The following is a 14,347-nucleotide window of genomic DNA, read 5'->3' on the forward strand; positions in this document are numbered from 1 at the left end:
GTCATTCAGCACTACTTCTCACTTATTCAGCCGCTTCAGCAAGCGGAATTGCGTGCTGGTCATCGCTCCCATGCTGCGGCGCGGCAGGCTGCTCGGGGGTGCCCGCCTCGTCCAGGCTCTTCCTGAACCAGAGCGCATAGAGGCCCGGCAGGTACAAGAGTGTCAGGAAGGTCGCGACGAACAGGCCGCCCATGATGGTGATCGCCATCGGGCCCCAGAAGGCCGAGCGCGACAGCGGGATCATGGCGAGGATCGCGGCCAGCGCCGTCAGCACCACCGGACGGGCGCGGCGGACGGTCGCCTCCACGATCGCCTCGCGCCGGGTCAGACCGTGCGAGACGTCGGTCTCGATCTGGTCGACCAGGATGACGGTGTTGCGCATGATCATGCCGGCAAGCGCGATCAGGCCGAGCAGCGCCACGAAGCCGAACGGGGCATTGGCGACGTTGAGCCCGAGCGAGGCACCGACGATGCCGAGCGGCGCGGTCAGGAACACCAGGATCAGGCGCGAGAAGCTCTGCAGCTGGATCATCAGCAGCGTCAGCATCACCATGACCATCACCGGGAAGAGGATGAAAATCGAGGCGTTACCCTTGGCGGATTCCTCGAACGCGCCGCCCGGCTCGATCCGGTAAGCCGGCTCGAGGTGGTCCTTGATCGCCTTCAGCTTCGGCGTGATCTGGTTGGTGACGTCGGGCGCCTGCACGCCGTCGACCACGTCGGAGCGCACGGTGATCGCCATGTCGCGGTTGCGCCGCCACATGATCGGTTCCTCGTGGGCATATTCGATCTTCGCAATCTGCTGCAGCGGCACGGCCACACCGTTGCGTGAGGTGATGGTGAGATCGCCGACGCCGCCGAGGTCGAGGCGTTCGGACGGGATCGCACGGGCGACCACGCCGACCTTCTCGATGCCGTCACGTACCGTCGTGACCTGCGAACCCGAGATCAGCATCGCCAGCGCCTGCGAGACCTCCTGCGGGGTCAGGCCCATCGCACGAGCGCGGTCCTGATCGACGACGAGCTTGAGGTACGGGGACTGCTCGTTCCAGTCGAGTTGCACGTCCTTGACGCTCTTGTTCTGGCGCATGACGTCGCGGACCTGGTAGGCGATCTCGCGCACCTTGTTGGCGTCGGGGCCGATCACGCGGAACTGGACGGGGAAGCCGACCGGCGGACCGAAATTGAAGCGGTCGACGCGGACGCGCGCCTCCGTCAGCACGCCCTCGGCAGCGGCGTTCTCGATCTTGGCCTTGATCCGCTCGCGCGCCTCGACGCCCTTGGCGACGATGACGATCTCGGCAAAGGCCTCGTTCGGGAGCTGCGGGTTGAGGCCGAGCCAGAAGCGTGGCGAGCCCTGGCCGACATAGGACGTATAGGTCTCGATGTCCTTGTCGTCCTTGAGCAACGTCTCGGCCTTCTTCACAGCCTTCTCGGTGACGTTGAAGGCGGTGCCCTCCGGCAGACGGAGCTGGAGGAATAGCTCGGGCCGCTCCGACAGCGGGAAGAACTGCTGCTGGACATGGCCGAAGCCGACGATCGAGGCAACGAAGACGCCGACGGTCGCGACCACCACGGTGATGCGGTGGTTGACGCACCATTGCACGATGGCACGCAGGCCGCGGTACATGCGGGTCTCGTACACCGCATGCGGATCGTGGTTGTGGTGGGCCTTCATCTCCGGCAGCAGCTTGACCCCGATATAGGGCGTGAAGATCACCGCCACGAACCAGGAGGCGACCAGCGCGATCGCCACGATCCAGAAGATGCTGCCGGCATATTCGCCGACCGCGGAATTGGCAAAGCCGATGGGGAGGAAGCCAGCGGCCGTGACCAGCGTTCCCGTGAGCATCGGAAACGCAGTTGATTCCCAGGCAAAGGACGCCGCACGCATGCGGTCCCAGCCCTGCTCCATTTTCACCACCATCATCTCGACCGCGATGATGGCGTCGTCGACAAGCAGGCCGAGCGCGATGATCAGCGCCCCCAGCGTGATGCGGTGCAAGTCGAGCGACATCGTGTTCATGACGACGAAGACGATGCCGAGCACGAGCGGCACCGACAGCGCGACCACGATGCCGGTGCGCCAGCCGAGCGCCAGGAACGAGACGAACAGCACGATGACGAGCGCCTCCATGAAGGAGTGCACGAATTCGCCGACGGCGTGCTCGACCACCTTGGGCTGGTCGGCGATGAGCTTGATGTCGATGCCCTGCGGCACCGCCTTCATGAATTCGCTCGTCGCCTTCTCGACCTCCTTGCCGAGATCAAGGATGTTGGCGCCCTTGGCGGTGACGACGCCGATGCCGATCGCGGGCTTGCCTTCCTGGCGGACGACGAAGCTCGGCGGATCGACATAGCCATGGGTGACGGTGGCAATGTCGCCGAGGCGGAAGACGCGGCCGTTGCTCTCGACCGGCGTCTCGGCCACGGCCTTGGCGCCGTCGAGCGCGCCGGTGACGCGCAGCGGCACGCGCTGCGACGAGGTCTCGACCGTGCCGGCCGGCGTCACGTTGTTCTGCTTCGCGAGCGAATCGAACAGTGCCTGCGGCGTGATGCCGAGGGTGGCGAGCTTGGCGTGGCTGAACTCGACGAAGATGCGTTCGTCCTGATTGCCGTAGACGTCGACCTTGGTCACGCCAGGCACCTTCAACAGGCGCTGACGGAAGCCTTCCGAAACTTTCTTGAGCTGGGCGTAGTCGGCCCCGTCGCCGGTCATCATGTAGAGGATGGAATCGACGTCGGAGAACTCGTCGTTGACGACGGGTCCCAGGATGCCGGACGGCAACTGGCCCTGCACGTCGACCAGCTTCTTGCGCAGCAGATAGAAGAGATAGGGCACGTCCTTCGGCGGGGTGTTGTCGCGGAAGGTCACCTGCAGCGCGGTGAAGGCGGGCTTTGAATAGGTCTGCACCTTCTCGAAATAGGGCAGCTCCTGGATCTTCTTCTCGATGGGATCGGCGACCTGGGTCTGCATCTCCTGCGCGGTCGCGCCCGGCCACATCACGGAGACGTTGACCACCTTCACCGTGAAGAACGGATCCTCGGCGCGGCCGAGCTTCTCATACGAGAAGAAGCCGGCGACGCCGAGCACGATCATCAGGAAGAGCACCAGCGTCGGATGGCTGACGGCCCAGGCCGAAAGGTTGAAGCGCTTCATCGCACTCTCCGAAAGACGATCCAATTGCCAAAAACGACAGCCACTCTGTTCAAGGCGTCATCGCGAGGCAGCGAAGCAATCCAGGGGGCTGGGCAGGTTCTGGATCGCTTCGCCGCTTCAGCCTTCGCATTTGCGCTCGGGCCGAAACTCGCCTTGCAACGACGGAACTCGTAAACGCTTAGAAAGACAGCGACGACACGATCCGCACCCTCTGGCTCGGATCGAGCTTCTGCACGCCGAGGGCGACGATCTTGGCGCCCTCCTCCACGCCGCCGGTAATGACGACGTCGTTGCTCTCGTAGGACTTCACCACGACCGGCTTCAGCGTGATCGCGCCGTTGTCGTCGACGACGTAGAACGAGGGCTTGCCGCCTTCATTGAACAGCGCCGACAGCGGCAGCCGCGCGACGCGCTCGGTGGCCGCGTCCGACAGCGTCAGCGTCGCGGTCATGCCGAGCGCGACCTTGTCGTCGGCCTCGGGCAGCGAGAATTTTGCCAGATAGGTGCGGGTGGCCGGATCGGCCGCCGGCGCGATCTCGCGCAGCTTGGCCGTGTACTTCTTGTCCGGTTCGGACCAAAGAGTGACGCTGGCGACGCCCGACTTGGCGCGTCCAACCAGCGTCTCAGGGATCGCGACGACCGCTTCCTTCTCGGCAAAGCGGGCGACACGGATCGAAGCCTGGCCCGCGGCGACCACCTGGCCGGGCTCGATCAGCGTTGCGGTGACGACGCCACGGGCGTCGGCAACGAGCGTCGCGTAGGAAAGGGAATTCTTGCTCAATTCGAGCGCGCGTTCGGCGCGGTTCAGGCGGGCGCGGGCTTCATCCGCGGCGGCGCGGCTCGAATCCATCTGCGCGTCCGTGGTCCAGCCCTTGGCCTTCAGGTCCTTGGCGCGCTGCTCGGCGGCGGCGGCCTGCGCCAGCACGCCGGTCGCGGCGGTCTGCTCGGCCAGCGCCTGCTCGGCCTGCAGCTTCAAATCGACCTCGTCGAGAGTTGCCAGCGGCTGACCGATCTCGACGGTCTGGCCGACCTCGACCAGGCGCTTTGCGACCTTGCCGGCGACTCGGAAGCCGAGGTCGCTCTCGATCCGCGGCCGGATGGTGCCAACGAAGCTGCGCTCCGGCGTCTCGGCATCATAATGGGCGGCCGCAACCAGAACCGGCCGCGGCGGCTCGGCCTTCTCGGCGACGGTATCATTGCACCCGGCCAGTGCAGCGGCCATCAGCGCCAGCGAGACACCCGCCAAGAGCCTGGAATAGCTGGACAAAACCGACCGGACGAACATCGAAGGACACTCCTGCATCTCGAATGAGAGGAATGTCGACTAATCACTGATAAAAGTCAATAATCGTCAGTCATCAGGAAAGCGTGATCGTTAAGGTGTGGTAAGGTCGACCTTCGATTGGCTCGACGCCTTCTTTTGTGGTAGGGTTACATGTAACCGAAATGAGAGACCCTATGCCCTCTTCTTCCAGGCCAAAGTTGTCACGGGTGAAGGTACGCGAGCATCGAGAGCGCCTCCGCGCGCAAGGACTTCGGCCGATCCAGATATGGGTACCCGATGTCCGCTCGCCCTCATTCAAGTCAGAAGCACATCGTCAGTCGCTGGCCGTCGCGGCGAGCCCGCATGCATCCGAGGATCAGGCCTTCGTTGATGCGATCTCCGATTGGCCTGACGAGACAGAATAATCTGTGAATAGACCCAACCGCATGCGGTCTACGGGTCTCAGACTGGAACACTTTCTCACCCCGCTTCAGCGCAGGCTGGCGTCCCTTGAAACCCGTCCGAGAGCGGACGGATTCGCAGCAGTGGAGCAAGCCTAGGATGGCTGTTCATCAGCGAATGGAGCGCGGCGAAATCTGGACTGTAGCCGGCGGAAAGGACTACGCGGGAAAGCCGCGTCCGGCTGTAATCGTGCAGGACGACAATTTTGACGCAACGGAATCGATCACGGTTTGCCCATTAACGACTGCCGAAACTGAGGCACCTCTCTTCCGATTGCAGATTGAGCCGAACGAACGCAACGGCCTCCGAGCACCATCACGGCTGATGGTCGACAAGATCACCACGGTGGCGAAAGCCAAGATGGGAACGCTTGTCGGGCGGCTCGACGATGAAGACGTCTTGCGCCTCAACCGCGCTATGCTGGTATTTCTGGGGCTGGCAGGCTCGCAAAGAACCGCCGAAGCGGATTAGCGAGCCGTACCGAGCCGTCGTTCCGAGATAGCCCGAAGGACTACCCCGGAATCGCGAGGTTAGCGGCCCCCTTACCGCCCCTGTTCCGCAAACTCGTGCTTGCTGTCGTGGCCGCCGATGAAGACCAGGATGCCGGCGATCAGCGGCAGGACGGCGAGCACGAGCAGGCCGGTCGAGGTCTGGCCGGTGGCTTCCTTGACCCAACCGATCAGATAGGGCCCACCGAAGCCGGCGAGATTGCCGATCGAGTTGATCAGGGCGATGGCGCCGGCCGCCGCCGTGCCGGACAGCCAGGCGGTCGGCAGGGTCCAGAACACGCCGAAGCAGCAGAACACGCCGATCGCGGCCACCGTCAGCACCACCATCGTGAGGGTGGGATCGGTGAGATAGGAGGAGATGCCGAGCGCGACCGCGGTGAGCAGCAGCGGCGCACCGACATGCATCACGCGCTCGCGGCTTGCATCCGAATGCCGCGCCCACAGGATCATGGCGATGGTGCCGAACAGATAGGGGATCGCGGTGACGAAGCCGGTCTGCGCGTTGGTGAGGCCGAACGCCTTGACGATCTGCGGCAGCCAGAACTGCATGCCATAGAGCGCGCCGACGAAGCCGAAATAGATCAGGCTGAGCGCGATCACCTTCGGCGACGACAGCGCCTGGCCGAGCGAGGGATGCTTCACCGCCTGCTTGGCGGCGATCTCGGAATCGAGCTTGGCCTTGAGCCAGGCCTTCTGCTCGGCCGAGAGCCAATTCGCCTTCTCCGGTCTGTCGGTGAGATAGAACCAGGTGACGAGGCCGAGCAGCACCGAAGGGATGCCCTCGATGATGAACAACCACTGCCAGCCCTTCAGCCCCATGATGCCGTCGAGCCCGAGCAAGAGGCCCGAGACCGGCGCGCCGATCACGGTCGAGACCGGCACGGCGATGGCGAACGCTGCCAGGAATCGCGCGCGGTATTCGGCCGGGTACCAATAGGTCAGATACAGGATGATGCCCGGGAAGAAGCCGGCCTCGGCGACGCCGAGCAGGAAGCGCAGGACATAGAAGCTCGTGACACCACTGACCAGCGCCATCAGCGCCGAGATGATGCCCCAGGTCACCATGATGCGGGCGATCCAGCGGCTGGCGCCGAATTTCTCCAGCGCGAGGTTGCTCGGCACCTCGAAGATGAAGTAGCCGATGAAGAAGATGCCGGCGCCCCAGGAGAAGATCAGCGGCGTGAACTTCAGCTCCGCATTCATGGTCAGCGCGGCGAAGCCGAGATTGACGCGGTCGAGATAGGAGAAGAAGTAGGCCAGCACCAGGAACGGAATCAGGCGCCAGGAGATGGCGCGGATGGTCGAGGTCTCGATGGTGCTCTTGCTGGCGTTCCTGGCACCGCCGGCGGAACCGGCATAGGTGGTGGTCTGGCTCATGGCTTCCCCCCGGGTTGTTGCTTTTGTGGGCTGGTTGGCGGTTTTCAGCATCGCGGGCAAAGAGTCAATGGAGCGAGCAATGCATGGAGCGCAGCCGGATAAACCTGTTGCGCTGCTACGGACATCGCTGATCCGCGCCGCCCTCACGCTCGGGGTGATCGTCAGCGGACTCTCCTTGCGCTGGTACGGCTTTCCGCTCGGGCTGCCCGCCTTCGTCGTGAAGTACGGCGGCTCGCTGTTGTGGGCGACGATGGTGTTTCTGCTGGTCGGCGTTTTGCTGCCGCGGCTTACTCGGACGCAGATCGCGGCGATCGCGGTGATGATCGCCATCGTGGTCGAGTTCTCACGGCTGGTGCATACGCCCTGGCTCGATGCATTCCGGCTGACGACGGCCGGCGCGCTGCTGCTGGGGCGGATTTTTTCGCTGTGGAATTTAGTGGCCTATGCGGTGGGGATTTTGCTTGGCGTTTGGCTCGATCGAATTGTCGCAGTGCGTGGTCTACAAGGATGGGCAAAGGCGCCATAGCGCCGTGCCCACCATCCGCATCACCTATGACGATGGTGGGCACGCTTCGCTTTGCCCACGCTACGAGCCCGACACCGTGGCGAGCTGCCTCACTCCCCTAATTGAAACCTCTCGAAGCGATCGAGCTCGTCCTCGATCTTGCGCTTGAGCTCCTTACGGCCTGCGGTCTTCTTGCCCTCGCCGACCCAGGTCCATTTCTGCATCAAGAGCTTCTTGGCCTGCCGGTTCGTCTTGAGGTCGAGCGCGGCAACGATCTCGTCGCCGACCAGGACCGGCAGCGCGAAATAGCCGAGCTTGCGCTTGGCCTTCGGCACATAGGCTTCGAAGAGATGGTTGTAGCCGAAGATGAGATTGGTGCGTTTGCGCTGGATGATCAGCGGATCGAACGGCGACAGGATATGGACGAGATCCGGCGATGCCCGCTCACCCAGCTCCAGCGCGCCCGGCGCCGCCCAATGCTCCTGCTTGCCCGCGCCGTCGATCGCGACGGGCACGAGCTCGCCGCGGCGGACGCGCGAGGCGATCAGGCCCGCCACCGCCTTCTTGCGCGGCGCATCGAGATGGCAGATCGACTCCAGGCTCACCACGCCCTGCGAGCGCAGCGCGCGCTCGAGCAGATAGGCCGTGATCTCCTTCGCTGACGCGGGCTTCGGCAGCTTGTCCCAGCCGAAATGCCGCGTCATCAGTTCATAGGTCTTGAGCATGCCCTGACGCTCGCTGATGGTCACGGTGCCGGTATAGAAGGCGAGCTGCAAGGCCCGCTTCGACGGCTTGCGGCTCTGCCACAAATGCTCCTTCTCGACGAGCACGTCGTCCTCGATGTCGCGGATCGTCAGCGGACCGGCGCGCAGCAGCCGCATCACCTTGCGTGTGTCTGCCGGCTGCACCGAAGCGAACCATTTATGGCCCTCGCGCCGGTGCTCGCGCATCGCCGGCAGGAAGAAGCGGAAGTCGCTCGCCGGCACATAGGACAGCGCATGCGTCCAGTATTCGAACACACTTCGCTCGACGCTCTGGGCATGGCGAAGGTCGGCGCGGCGGTAGGATGGGATCCGGCTGAACAGGATGTGGTGGTGGCAGCGCTCGATCACGTTGATGGTGTCGATCTGCACATAGCCGAGATGAGCGACCGCGTCCGCGACGGCCTGCGCGCCATCGCCGAACGGCGCGCGCCCGTCCAGCCGCTGGGCATGTAGCCAGATCTGCCGGGCCTGTGTCGTGGTGATCGGAAGCGGTTTGGGCGGGCGGGACATTGCAGCAGGCAATGTAGCGGGATTCGCGCGAACAAGACGAGAGGAAGACGATTCAGAAGCGGCCAATGAGAAACCGCGCTGCCATCTGCTGACAGCGCGGCCGGATGACGCGCCGAGGCCTACTTGGCCATCATCGCCTTCTGCGATTTCATGTAGTGCATGCAGGCGCTCTTCATCTTGCCATTGCTCATGTCGGTGTTGGCCATGGCCATTTCCTTGTTCGCCGCCATCTTGGCCGGGGTGTCGGGCGTGCCACCCATCGCGGCGGCGGACTTCATCATGTTGTCCTTGGTGCAGGCCATCATCGCGGAAGCGGGCGACAGCGAAAGCGTGAACGCGATAAAGGCTGCGGCCGTGAGCAAGGTCTTCATCGAAACGTCTCCTCAAGTAAAACGAAACCGGCGTCATGCCGGCCTTCGCAACTACGTATTTTCCAGCAGAGACGTTTCGTGGAGAAGACAATTTTCTTGCTGCGGTGCGAAGGCAGGAAGGCTCAGCGGCCTCCCTTCGGGGTCGTGGACCGCTCCCCGATGCTACCCGTGGCGACGTCCGGCTCGCACGAGGCCTTGCCGCGCCCCTCCGACTGGCAGCGATAAACGCTGCCGGTAAGACGATCGACCAGCCACATGTTATCCTCGGCCGGCCCTTCCAGGCCGACATAGCGGGAGGTCAGCCCCGTGATCAACGTCGACAGCAGGATCGCCACCGCGATCATCGCCGCGCCGATATAGATGGGCATTGAGCTCAGGGATACTGTCCGATCCGGCGGGCCGCTGCGATAGAACTGGTAGTCACGCTGGTAATCGCTCGGCCTCGGCACTGGATGGAACTCGGCTCACTCGCGGACGAATTGTTGAATGATCAAAGCCTGCTAGGCGCGCATCTGGACGAATTCTTGTTCGTAGGCGGGCCGTGGGGCGACGCCTTTGCGACGATCGGTGAACGCGGATTTCCGGGAACGGTCGGGGAGCTTGGTTCGGCGCAACCCACGAACGAACACAATGACCTCCGGCTCGTGGCTTCGAATGTGACAAGGATCACATCCGGGCCTTTGAACCTTCCCTAAGCTCGCAACATCAAATCGCCATCAGGCGTAACAGCGAGGACACGACAATGACCCGTTTTGATAAATTTTTTGGACTGAAGGCGATTACTCTCTCCGCGGCCCTGTCGATGACAGCGAGCCTTGCACTGGCCGGCGACAACAACGTCTCCGCGGGCCAGATCCTGGATGCACTGAAGCCGAAGCCGGTAACCCGTGGCCTCTCCGTGGGGCCGCAGGTCGATACCGCCGCGCAGGCCAAGGAATCGACCTTCCTCAACACCGTGCGCAACCGCTCGACCCGGTCGTTATCGACGGGCGAACGCGAGCAGATCGCAGAGCTCGCGGCGACCAAGCCGAAGATCGATCTGGAGATTCAGTTCGACTACAACTCGGCTGAGATCGCCAAGACGTCGGTGGCATCGGTGCAAGCGCTCGGCAAGGCGCTGTCCGATCCGGCGCTCAAGGGCTCGACCTTCGTGGTCGCCGGCCACACCGACGCGATCGGCGGCGAACAGTACAACCAGGGCCTCTCCGAACGGCGCGCCGACACCATCAAGAAGTACCTGGTGCAGAACTACGGCCTGAACGGCGCTGATCTCGTCACCGTCGGTTACGGCGAGACCAAGCTGAAGGACGCCGCCAACGGCGCCGACCCGATCAACCGCCGCGTCCAGGTCGTGAACATGGACACCAAGACCGCGTCGAAGTGATCTCCAAGTTACGCCTGACGAAACGCGCCGCCTGCTCTAATCCGGCAGGCGGCGATGTCATATCCAGCTCTGGAACAGCATCAGCCGGCCGAAGGTTCGCATGGAGGTGCCGACGAAGGCCGCGGAGATCGGCAACAGAACCGCAAAGCCGGCCGCGGCGACGCCGACATAGGCCCACAGCAGCCAGCGCGGCAGCCCCTCCCGGCGCAGCACATAGACCAGCGCAAGCGACGCCGCGGTCGCGGCCGGCAAATAGTAATAGATGAAACCCAGCGTGCGCGGCAGCAACGCCCAGGCGAGCCAGGGACCGAAATAGAACGCCGCAATCAGGAATGCATCCCAGCGCCGCGCCATGATGAAATCGCGCAGCACCACGGCGAGCGCCAGCAGCGCCGGCCACAACACCAGCGGATTGCCGAGGAAGACGATCGCGGCAACGTGGTCCTCCGCCGTCTTGTCGAACAGGAACCAGACCGGGCGGGCGAGCAACGGCCAGGATGGCCACGCGCTCATATAGGTGTGGCCGGCGATCGCCGTCGTGGTGTTGTCGGTGAAGATCCGCCGCTGCGCCTCGATCAAATCCGGCAACGACAATCCGTAGAGCGGAACGAAAGCGGCAAGATACGTCAAGGCCGGCAGGACGGCGAAGCAGAGCGCGGCATGCTGCGCCCGAAAACCGTCCCAGAGATCGGGCCGGTACCAGTCGCTCGGCCTGGCGTCGGCAAACAGCGTGCGCCAGCCCTGCATCAGGCGGATAACCGCAACGATGACGATGCAGACGCCCAGTGGAAACAGGCCGCTCCATTTACAGGCCGCAGCACAGCCGAACAGGCTGCCCGTGAGCGCGAACAGGGCATGCGGCCGCTCTTTTCGAAAGCCATGCATGAAGGCGGCGGTCGCGAGCAGGCCGAAGCCGAGCGCAAAGATGTCGAGCATGGCGATACGCGCCTGCACGAAGAGCATCTGGTTGCTGCCAGCGATGAGCGCGGCTGCGATCGCGGGCCCTTGCGCGGAGAACAGCGCGAGGCCGCACAGATAGATCGCGACGACCGCGAGTGCGCCGAACAAGGTCGCCGGATAGCGCCAGCCAAACGCGTTGTCGCCAAAGGCTGCGATCGATGCCGCGATCAGCTCCTTGCCCAGCGGCGGGTGCATCGGATTGAGCATCGGCTCCGACATCACGGGCGTCAGCATCTGCCGCGCCGCCGGCACATAATGCACCTCGTCGAAGACGAACTTCTCCGGCGTCGCGAGACCGATCAGGAGTGCGAGATGAGCAACCAGGAAAATCGCGACGGCAATCACTGCGCTCCGCGACACCTTTGGAACCGCGGACAATTCGAGCGTCGGCTGTGGAGATGTTTTGCGTGGCAAATTGGCGTCACCGCGGACAAAAAAGGAGATCGCGATCTTCATTGAACGCATTCTGCCGCAACTGTCACTAAGCATCACGCACGTCCCGCGCCGCTTGTGATAATTCCGCCACATCGCAAGTGCGCGCGATCCGGTACGATCAGGGACATATCGATCGGTTGCAGAATGAATTTGCGTTTCTGGCTTTTCCCCTCTCTGTTGTCGGCCGCATTGTGCGCAGGCCCTTGCGCGCAGGCGCAGACGCGCGTCGGCGAAGCCGTCGTGATCCAGAACGAAGTGGTGCGCGTGGCCGCGACCGCCACGCCGATCAATGTCGGCGACAGCATGCTGCGCGACGAGACCGTGCGCACCGGCGCCGACAGCGCGGCGCGCTTCGTCATGGCCGACAGCACCAACCTGTCGCTGGGCCCGAGCGCCACGCTGAAGCTCGACCGCACCGTCTTCAACGACGAGCACAGCTATCGCGACGTCGCGATCCGCATGACCACCGGCGCATTCCGCTTCGTCACCGGGCACTCCGACAAGGCCGCCTACAAGATCACGACCCCGCTCGCGACCATCGGCGTGCGCGGCACCACGCTCGATATCCTCTCGCAGCGCGGCCGCTCCGTCGTCGTGCTTCAGGAGGGCGCAGCCAACGTCTGCACGAAGAGCTCTCAGTGCGTGCAGCTCACCCAGCCCGGCGACACCGCGATCATCACCTCGACCGGTGGCAAGGTCGGCATCACCAAGACCAACACGCCGCCCTGGACGTTCGCCGCCAACTGCGCAGCAAGCGCTGGGCTTTGCGCCGTCAACCAATATGCCGCCGCCTCGCCGACCATCACGCCTGCCGTCCAAGACGACGGCATGCTGTGCGGGCGGTGACAATGGTGAAACTCCGCTTCAAGCGCTGGGTTCTCGCTGGCGCGCTGGCCGGCTTGGCTGCGCTTGCCTTTGCGCTGGATATTCGACCGGCTGCAGCCCATGCGACGTGCGGATCCGGATGCGATGAGCCGACGCCTGACCCGACCTATTCGCCGTCCCCAACGCCGACCTATTCTCCGTCACCCTCGCCGACCCCGGATCCTGCGTCCGCGCCGAGCCCGGATCCATCGCCAAGCCCGACGCCGACCGGCGCGGATTCCAGCGGCAATTCGATCAGCGGCCTCGCCAATCAGCGCTTCAACCAGATGATCACCAACCGCGTGCTCGGCACGGTGCTGCTCGGCGTCAACGAGCAGATCAATTGCAGCGACTGCATCAGCGCGTTCGGCTCGGCCGGCTCGTTCTCCGCCGGCATCCACGGCCGCAAGGAGCTGACCAGCAATCTGTCGCTGCTCGCCGGCATCGCCTACACGCACTACAACGAGGGCGGCTACAAGATCACGAGCGCACCGATCGGCGCCTTCGCGCTGCGTTATGACTTCACCGACTGGGGCTCGTCGCGCCCGTTCTTCGACGTCGGCACGATCCTGACGCCGTGGGAGAAGGCACGCTACACGCGCAGCTACAATACCAGCCTCGGCCCTGTGAGCGTGACCAGCTCGACCAACGCGTCGAACTACGCGGTCTACGGCCGCGCCGGCTGGATCAGCCGCCTGTCGCCGCGCGACGAGGTCGCGGCCTCCATCGAGGTCTGGCAGCTCTGGCAGCGCGTGTCGGGCTACACCGACAGCGCAGTGGCCTTCAATCCGTTCGATGCCACGATCGCGACCGGTACCGACCGCACCAGCCTGGTCAAGATCGGCGGCCAGTGGACGCATCTCTACGGCAGCAACATCGAGGCCAACATCAACGGCGGCTGGGTGCAGTCGTTTGCTGGGCACAGCGGCATCGTGGCGACCGTGACCGGCAACGGCGTGGTGGTCCCGACCACGGGCAACCAGGGCTGGTTCGAATATGGCGGCCGCCTCGGCTTCCGCGTGCAAAAAGGCTGGATCGTGGATCTCTTCGCCAACGGCACGCTGGGCCCGCAGCCGGTCGGCAACACCATCCATGGCGGCGTGGGGCTTAGGATTAGTTATTAGGGTGATGGCTTGCCGCACATTCAGCTGTCATGCCCCGCGAAGGCGGGGCATCCAGTACGCCGCGGCCCATCATTGAACCACGACCGTCTCGGAGTACTGGATCGCCCGGTCAAAGCCGGGCGATGACAGTGAGTGTGTGGCGTGACCATGCCGCGGCTCACGCCGCCGACTTGCCCTCGAACGCGCGACGCAACGCATCGACATCCAGCTTGACCATCTTCATCATCGCTTGCATCGCGCGCGCGGCCGCGGCCTTGTCCGGGCTCGACAGGAATTCGAACATCACTTTCGGCACCACCTGCCAGGCCACGCCCCAGCGATCCCTGAGCCAGCCGCACTGCTCTTCCTTTCCGCCATGGGCGAGGAAAGCGTTCCAGACGCTGTCGACCTGGGCCTGGTCGTCGCAATTGATCATCAGCGACAGCGCGTGGGTGTACTCCATCTTCATTCCGCCATTCAGCGCGACCAGGCGCTGCCCGCCGAGCGCGAACTCGACGACGAGCACCGAACCCTGCTTGCCGGAGGGGCCATCGGAGACGTTGCGCTGGACGTGCACGATCTTGGAGTCGGGCAGCAGCGAGACGTAGAAGTTGGCGGCTTCTTCAGCATCGCCGTTGAACCATAGGCAGGGCGTGACCTTGGACATTTGAATACTCCT

General features: G+C 64.0%; 14 protein-coding genes. 6 read left to right on the forward strand and 8 right to left on the reverse strand.

The window, feature by feature from the left end; translation table 11 throughout:
• Nucleotides 1–22: 22 nt before the first annotated feature.
• Together ACR9YP_RS36780 and ACR9YP_RS36785 are read right to left on the reverse strand one after the other, a co-directional pair.
• Nucleotides 23–3,160: an efflux RND transporter permease subunit gene (locus ACR9YP_RS36780; RefSeq protein ID WP_370990662.1), complete on the reverse strand. Its 3,138-nt coding sequence runs from the start codon at nucleotides 3,158–3,160 to the stop codon at nucleotides 23–25.
• A gap of 178 nt (nucleotides 3,161–3,338) precedes the next feature.
• Nucleotides 3,339–4,445 (reverse strand): efflux RND transporter periplasmic adaptor subunit, encoded by a 1,107-nt coding sequence (locus tag ACR9YP_RS36785; RefSeq protein WP_474218339.1) that lies wholly within the window; start codon nucleotides 4,443–4,445, stop codon nucleotides 3,339–3,341.
• Nucleotides 4,446–4,618: 173 nt separating this feature from the next.
• Between ACR9YP_RS36785 and ACR9YP_RS36790 the strand changes: the two genes are divergently transcribed.
• Together ACR9YP_RS36790 and ACR9YP_RS36795 are read left to right on the forward strand one after the other, a co-directional pair.
• Nucleotides 4,619–4,849 carry an antitoxin MazE family protein gene (locus ACR9YP_RS36790; RefSeq protein WP_474218341.1) on the forward strand — a complete coding sequence of 77 codons (231 nt, stop codon included), beginning with the start codon at nucleotides 4,619–4,621 and terminating at the stop codon, nucleotides 4,847–4,849.
• 154 nt (nucleotides 4,850–5,003) lie between these two features.
• A complete protein-coding gene (locus tag ACR9YP_RS36795) occupies nucleotides 5,004–5,357 on the forward strand; it encodes a type II toxin-antitoxin system PemK/MazF family toxin (RefSeq protein ID WP_091899088.1) in 354 nt (117 codons plus the stop codon).
• 71 nt (nucleotides 5,358–5,428) lie between these two features.
• Here the strand turns inward: ACR9YP_RS36795 and ACR9YP_RS36800 are convergent, their stop codons facing one another.
• A complete protein-coding gene (locus tag ACR9YP_RS36800) occupies nucleotides 5,429–6,772 on the reverse strand; it encodes an MFS transporter (RefSeq protein WP_474218344.1) in 1,344 nt (447 codons plus the stop codon).
• Between the two features lie 79 nt (nucleotides 6,773–6,851).
• Between ACR9YP_RS36800 and ACR9YP_RS36805 the strand changes: the two genes are divergently transcribed.
• Entirely contained in the window at nucleotides 6,852–7,298 is a 447-nt protein-coding gene (locus ACR9YP_RS36805) for a ribosomal maturation YjgA family protein (protein ID WP_438111790.1), read from the forward strand.
• 89 nt (nucleotides 7,299–7,387) lie between these two features.
• On the opposite strand, the gene ACR9YP_RS36810 is transcribed toward ACR9YP_RS36805, so the two are convergent.
• The 3 genes from ACR9YP_RS36810 to ACR9YP_RS36820 form a co-directional block, all read right to left on the reverse strand.
• Entirely contained in the window at nucleotides 7,388–8,551 is a 1,164-nt protein-coding gene (locus ACR9YP_RS36810; RefSeq protein ID WP_474218345.1) for a winged helix-turn-helix domain-containing protein, read from the reverse strand.
• Nucleotides 8,552–8,670: 119 nt separating this feature from the next.
• Entirely contained in the window at nucleotides 8,671–8,922 is a 252-nt protein-coding gene (locus ACR9YP_RS36815) for a hypothetical protein (RefSeq protein WP_438111421.1), read from the reverse strand.
• Between the two features lie 122 nt (nucleotides 8,923–9,044).
• Nucleotides 9,045–9,290, reverse strand: coding sequence for a hypothetical protein (locus ACR9YP_RS36820; protein WP_438111419.1), 246 nt, complete (start codon nucleotides 9,288–9,290; stop codon nucleotides 9,045–9,047).
• Nucleotides 9,291–9,664: 374 nt separating this feature from the next.
• On the opposite strand from ACR9YP_RS36820, the gene ACR9YP_RS36825 reads away from it, so the two are divergent.
• Nucleotides 9,665–10,306: an OmpA family protein gene (locus ACR9YP_RS36825; protein WP_474218346.1), complete on the forward strand. Its 642-nt coding sequence runs from the start codon at nucleotides 9,665–9,667 to the stop codon at nucleotides 10,304–10,306.
• Between the two features lie 57 nt (nucleotides 10,307–10,363).
• Here ACR9YP_RS36825 and ACR9YP_RS36830 read toward each other — a convergent pair whose 3' ends face one another.
• Nucleotides 10,364–11,794: a phospholipid carrier-dependent glycosyltransferase gene (locus tag ACR9YP_RS36830; protein ID WP_438111415.1), complete on the reverse strand. Its 1,431-nt coding sequence runs from the start codon at nucleotides 11,792–11,794 to the stop codon at nucleotides 10,364–10,366.
• A gap of 51 nt (nucleotides 11,795–11,845) precedes the next feature.
• Between ACR9YP_RS36830 and ACR9YP_RS36835 the strand changes: the two genes are divergently transcribed.
• Together ACR9YP_RS36835 and ACR9YP_RS36840 are read left to right on the forward strand one after the other, a co-directional pair.
• Entirely contained in the window at nucleotides 11,846–12,547 is a 702-nt protein-coding gene (locus ACR9YP_RS36835; RefSeq protein ID WP_438111414.1) for a FecR family protein, read from the forward strand.
• A 2-nt stretch (nucleotides 12,548–12,549) separates the two neighbouring features.
• Nucleotides 12,550–13,689: a hypothetical protein gene (locus ACR9YP_RS36840; RefSeq protein ID WP_438111412.1), complete on the forward strand. Its 1,140-nt coding sequence runs from the start codon at nucleotides 12,550–12,552 to the stop codon at nucleotides 13,687–13,689.
• Nucleotides 13,690–13,846: 157 nt separating this feature from the next.
• Here the strand turns inward: ACR9YP_RS36840 and ACR9YP_RS36845 are convergent, their stop codons facing one another.
• Nucleotides 13,847–14,335, reverse strand: coding sequence for a VOC family protein (locus ACR9YP_RS36845; RefSeq protein WP_438111410.1), 489 nt, complete (start codon nucleotides 14,333–14,335; stop codon nucleotides 13,847–13,849).
• Nucleotides 14,336–14,347 lie beyond the last annotated feature (12 nt).

This window comes from Bradyrhizobium sp. BR14999, from assembly GCF_056106085.1.

Coding starts and splice junctions, on each gene's coding strand:
- ACR9YP_RS36780 (WP_370990662.1), bottom strand. CDS start 3,160: ATGAAGCGCTTCAACCTTTCGGCCTGGGCCGTCAGCCATCCGACGCTG.
- ACR9YP_RS36785 (WP_474218339.1), bottom strand. CDS start 4,445: ATGTTCGTCCGGTCGGTTTTGTCCAGCTATTCCAGGCTCTTGGCGGGT.
- ACR9YP_RS36790 (WP_474218341.1), top strand. CDS start 4,619: ATGCCCTCTTCTTCCAGGCCAAAGTTGTCACGGGTGAAGGTACGCGAG.
- ACR9YP_RS36795 (WP_091899088.1), top strand. CDS start 5,004: ATGGAGCGCGGCGAAATCTGGACTGTAGCCGGCGGAAAGGACTACGCG.
- ACR9YP_RS36800 (WP_474218344.1), bottom strand. CDS start 6,772: ATGAGCCAGACCACCACCTATGCCGGTTCCGCCGGCGGTGCCAGGAAC.
- ACR9YP_RS36805 (WP_438111790.1), top strand. CDS start 6,852: ATGCATGGAGCGCAGCCGGATAAACCTGTTGCGCTGCTACGGACATCG.
- ACR9YP_RS36810 (WP_474218345.1), bottom strand. CDS start 8,551: ATGTCCCGCCCGCCCAAACCGCTTCCGATCACCACGACACAGGCCCGG.
- ACR9YP_RS36815 (WP_438111421.1), bottom strand. CDS start 8,922: ATGAAGACCTTGCTCACGGCCGCAGCCTTTATCGCGTTCACGCTTTCG.
- ACR9YP_RS36820 (WP_438111419.1), bottom strand. CDS start 9,290: ATGCCCATCTATATCGGCGCGGCGATGATCGCGGTGGCGATCCTGCTG.
- ACR9YP_RS36825 (WP_474218346.1), top strand. CDS start 9,665: ATGACCCGTTTTGATAAATTTTTTGGACTGAAGGCGATTACTCTCTCC.
- ACR9YP_RS36830 (WP_438111415.1), bottom strand. CDS start 11,794: ATGTGGCGGAATTATCACAAGCGGCGCGGGACGTGCGTGATGCTTAGT.
- ACR9YP_RS36835 (WP_438111414.1), top strand. CDS start 11,846: ATGAATTTGCGTTTCTGGCTTTTCCCCTCTCTGTTGTCGGCCGCATTG.
- ACR9YP_RS36840 (WP_438111412.1), top strand. CDS start 12,550: ATGGTGAAACTCCGCTTCAAGCGCTGGGTTCTCGCTGGCGCGCTGGCC.
- ACR9YP_RS36845 (WP_438111410.1), bottom strand. CDS start 14,335: ATGTCCAAGGTCACGCCCTGCCTATGGTTCAACGGCGATGCTGAAGAA.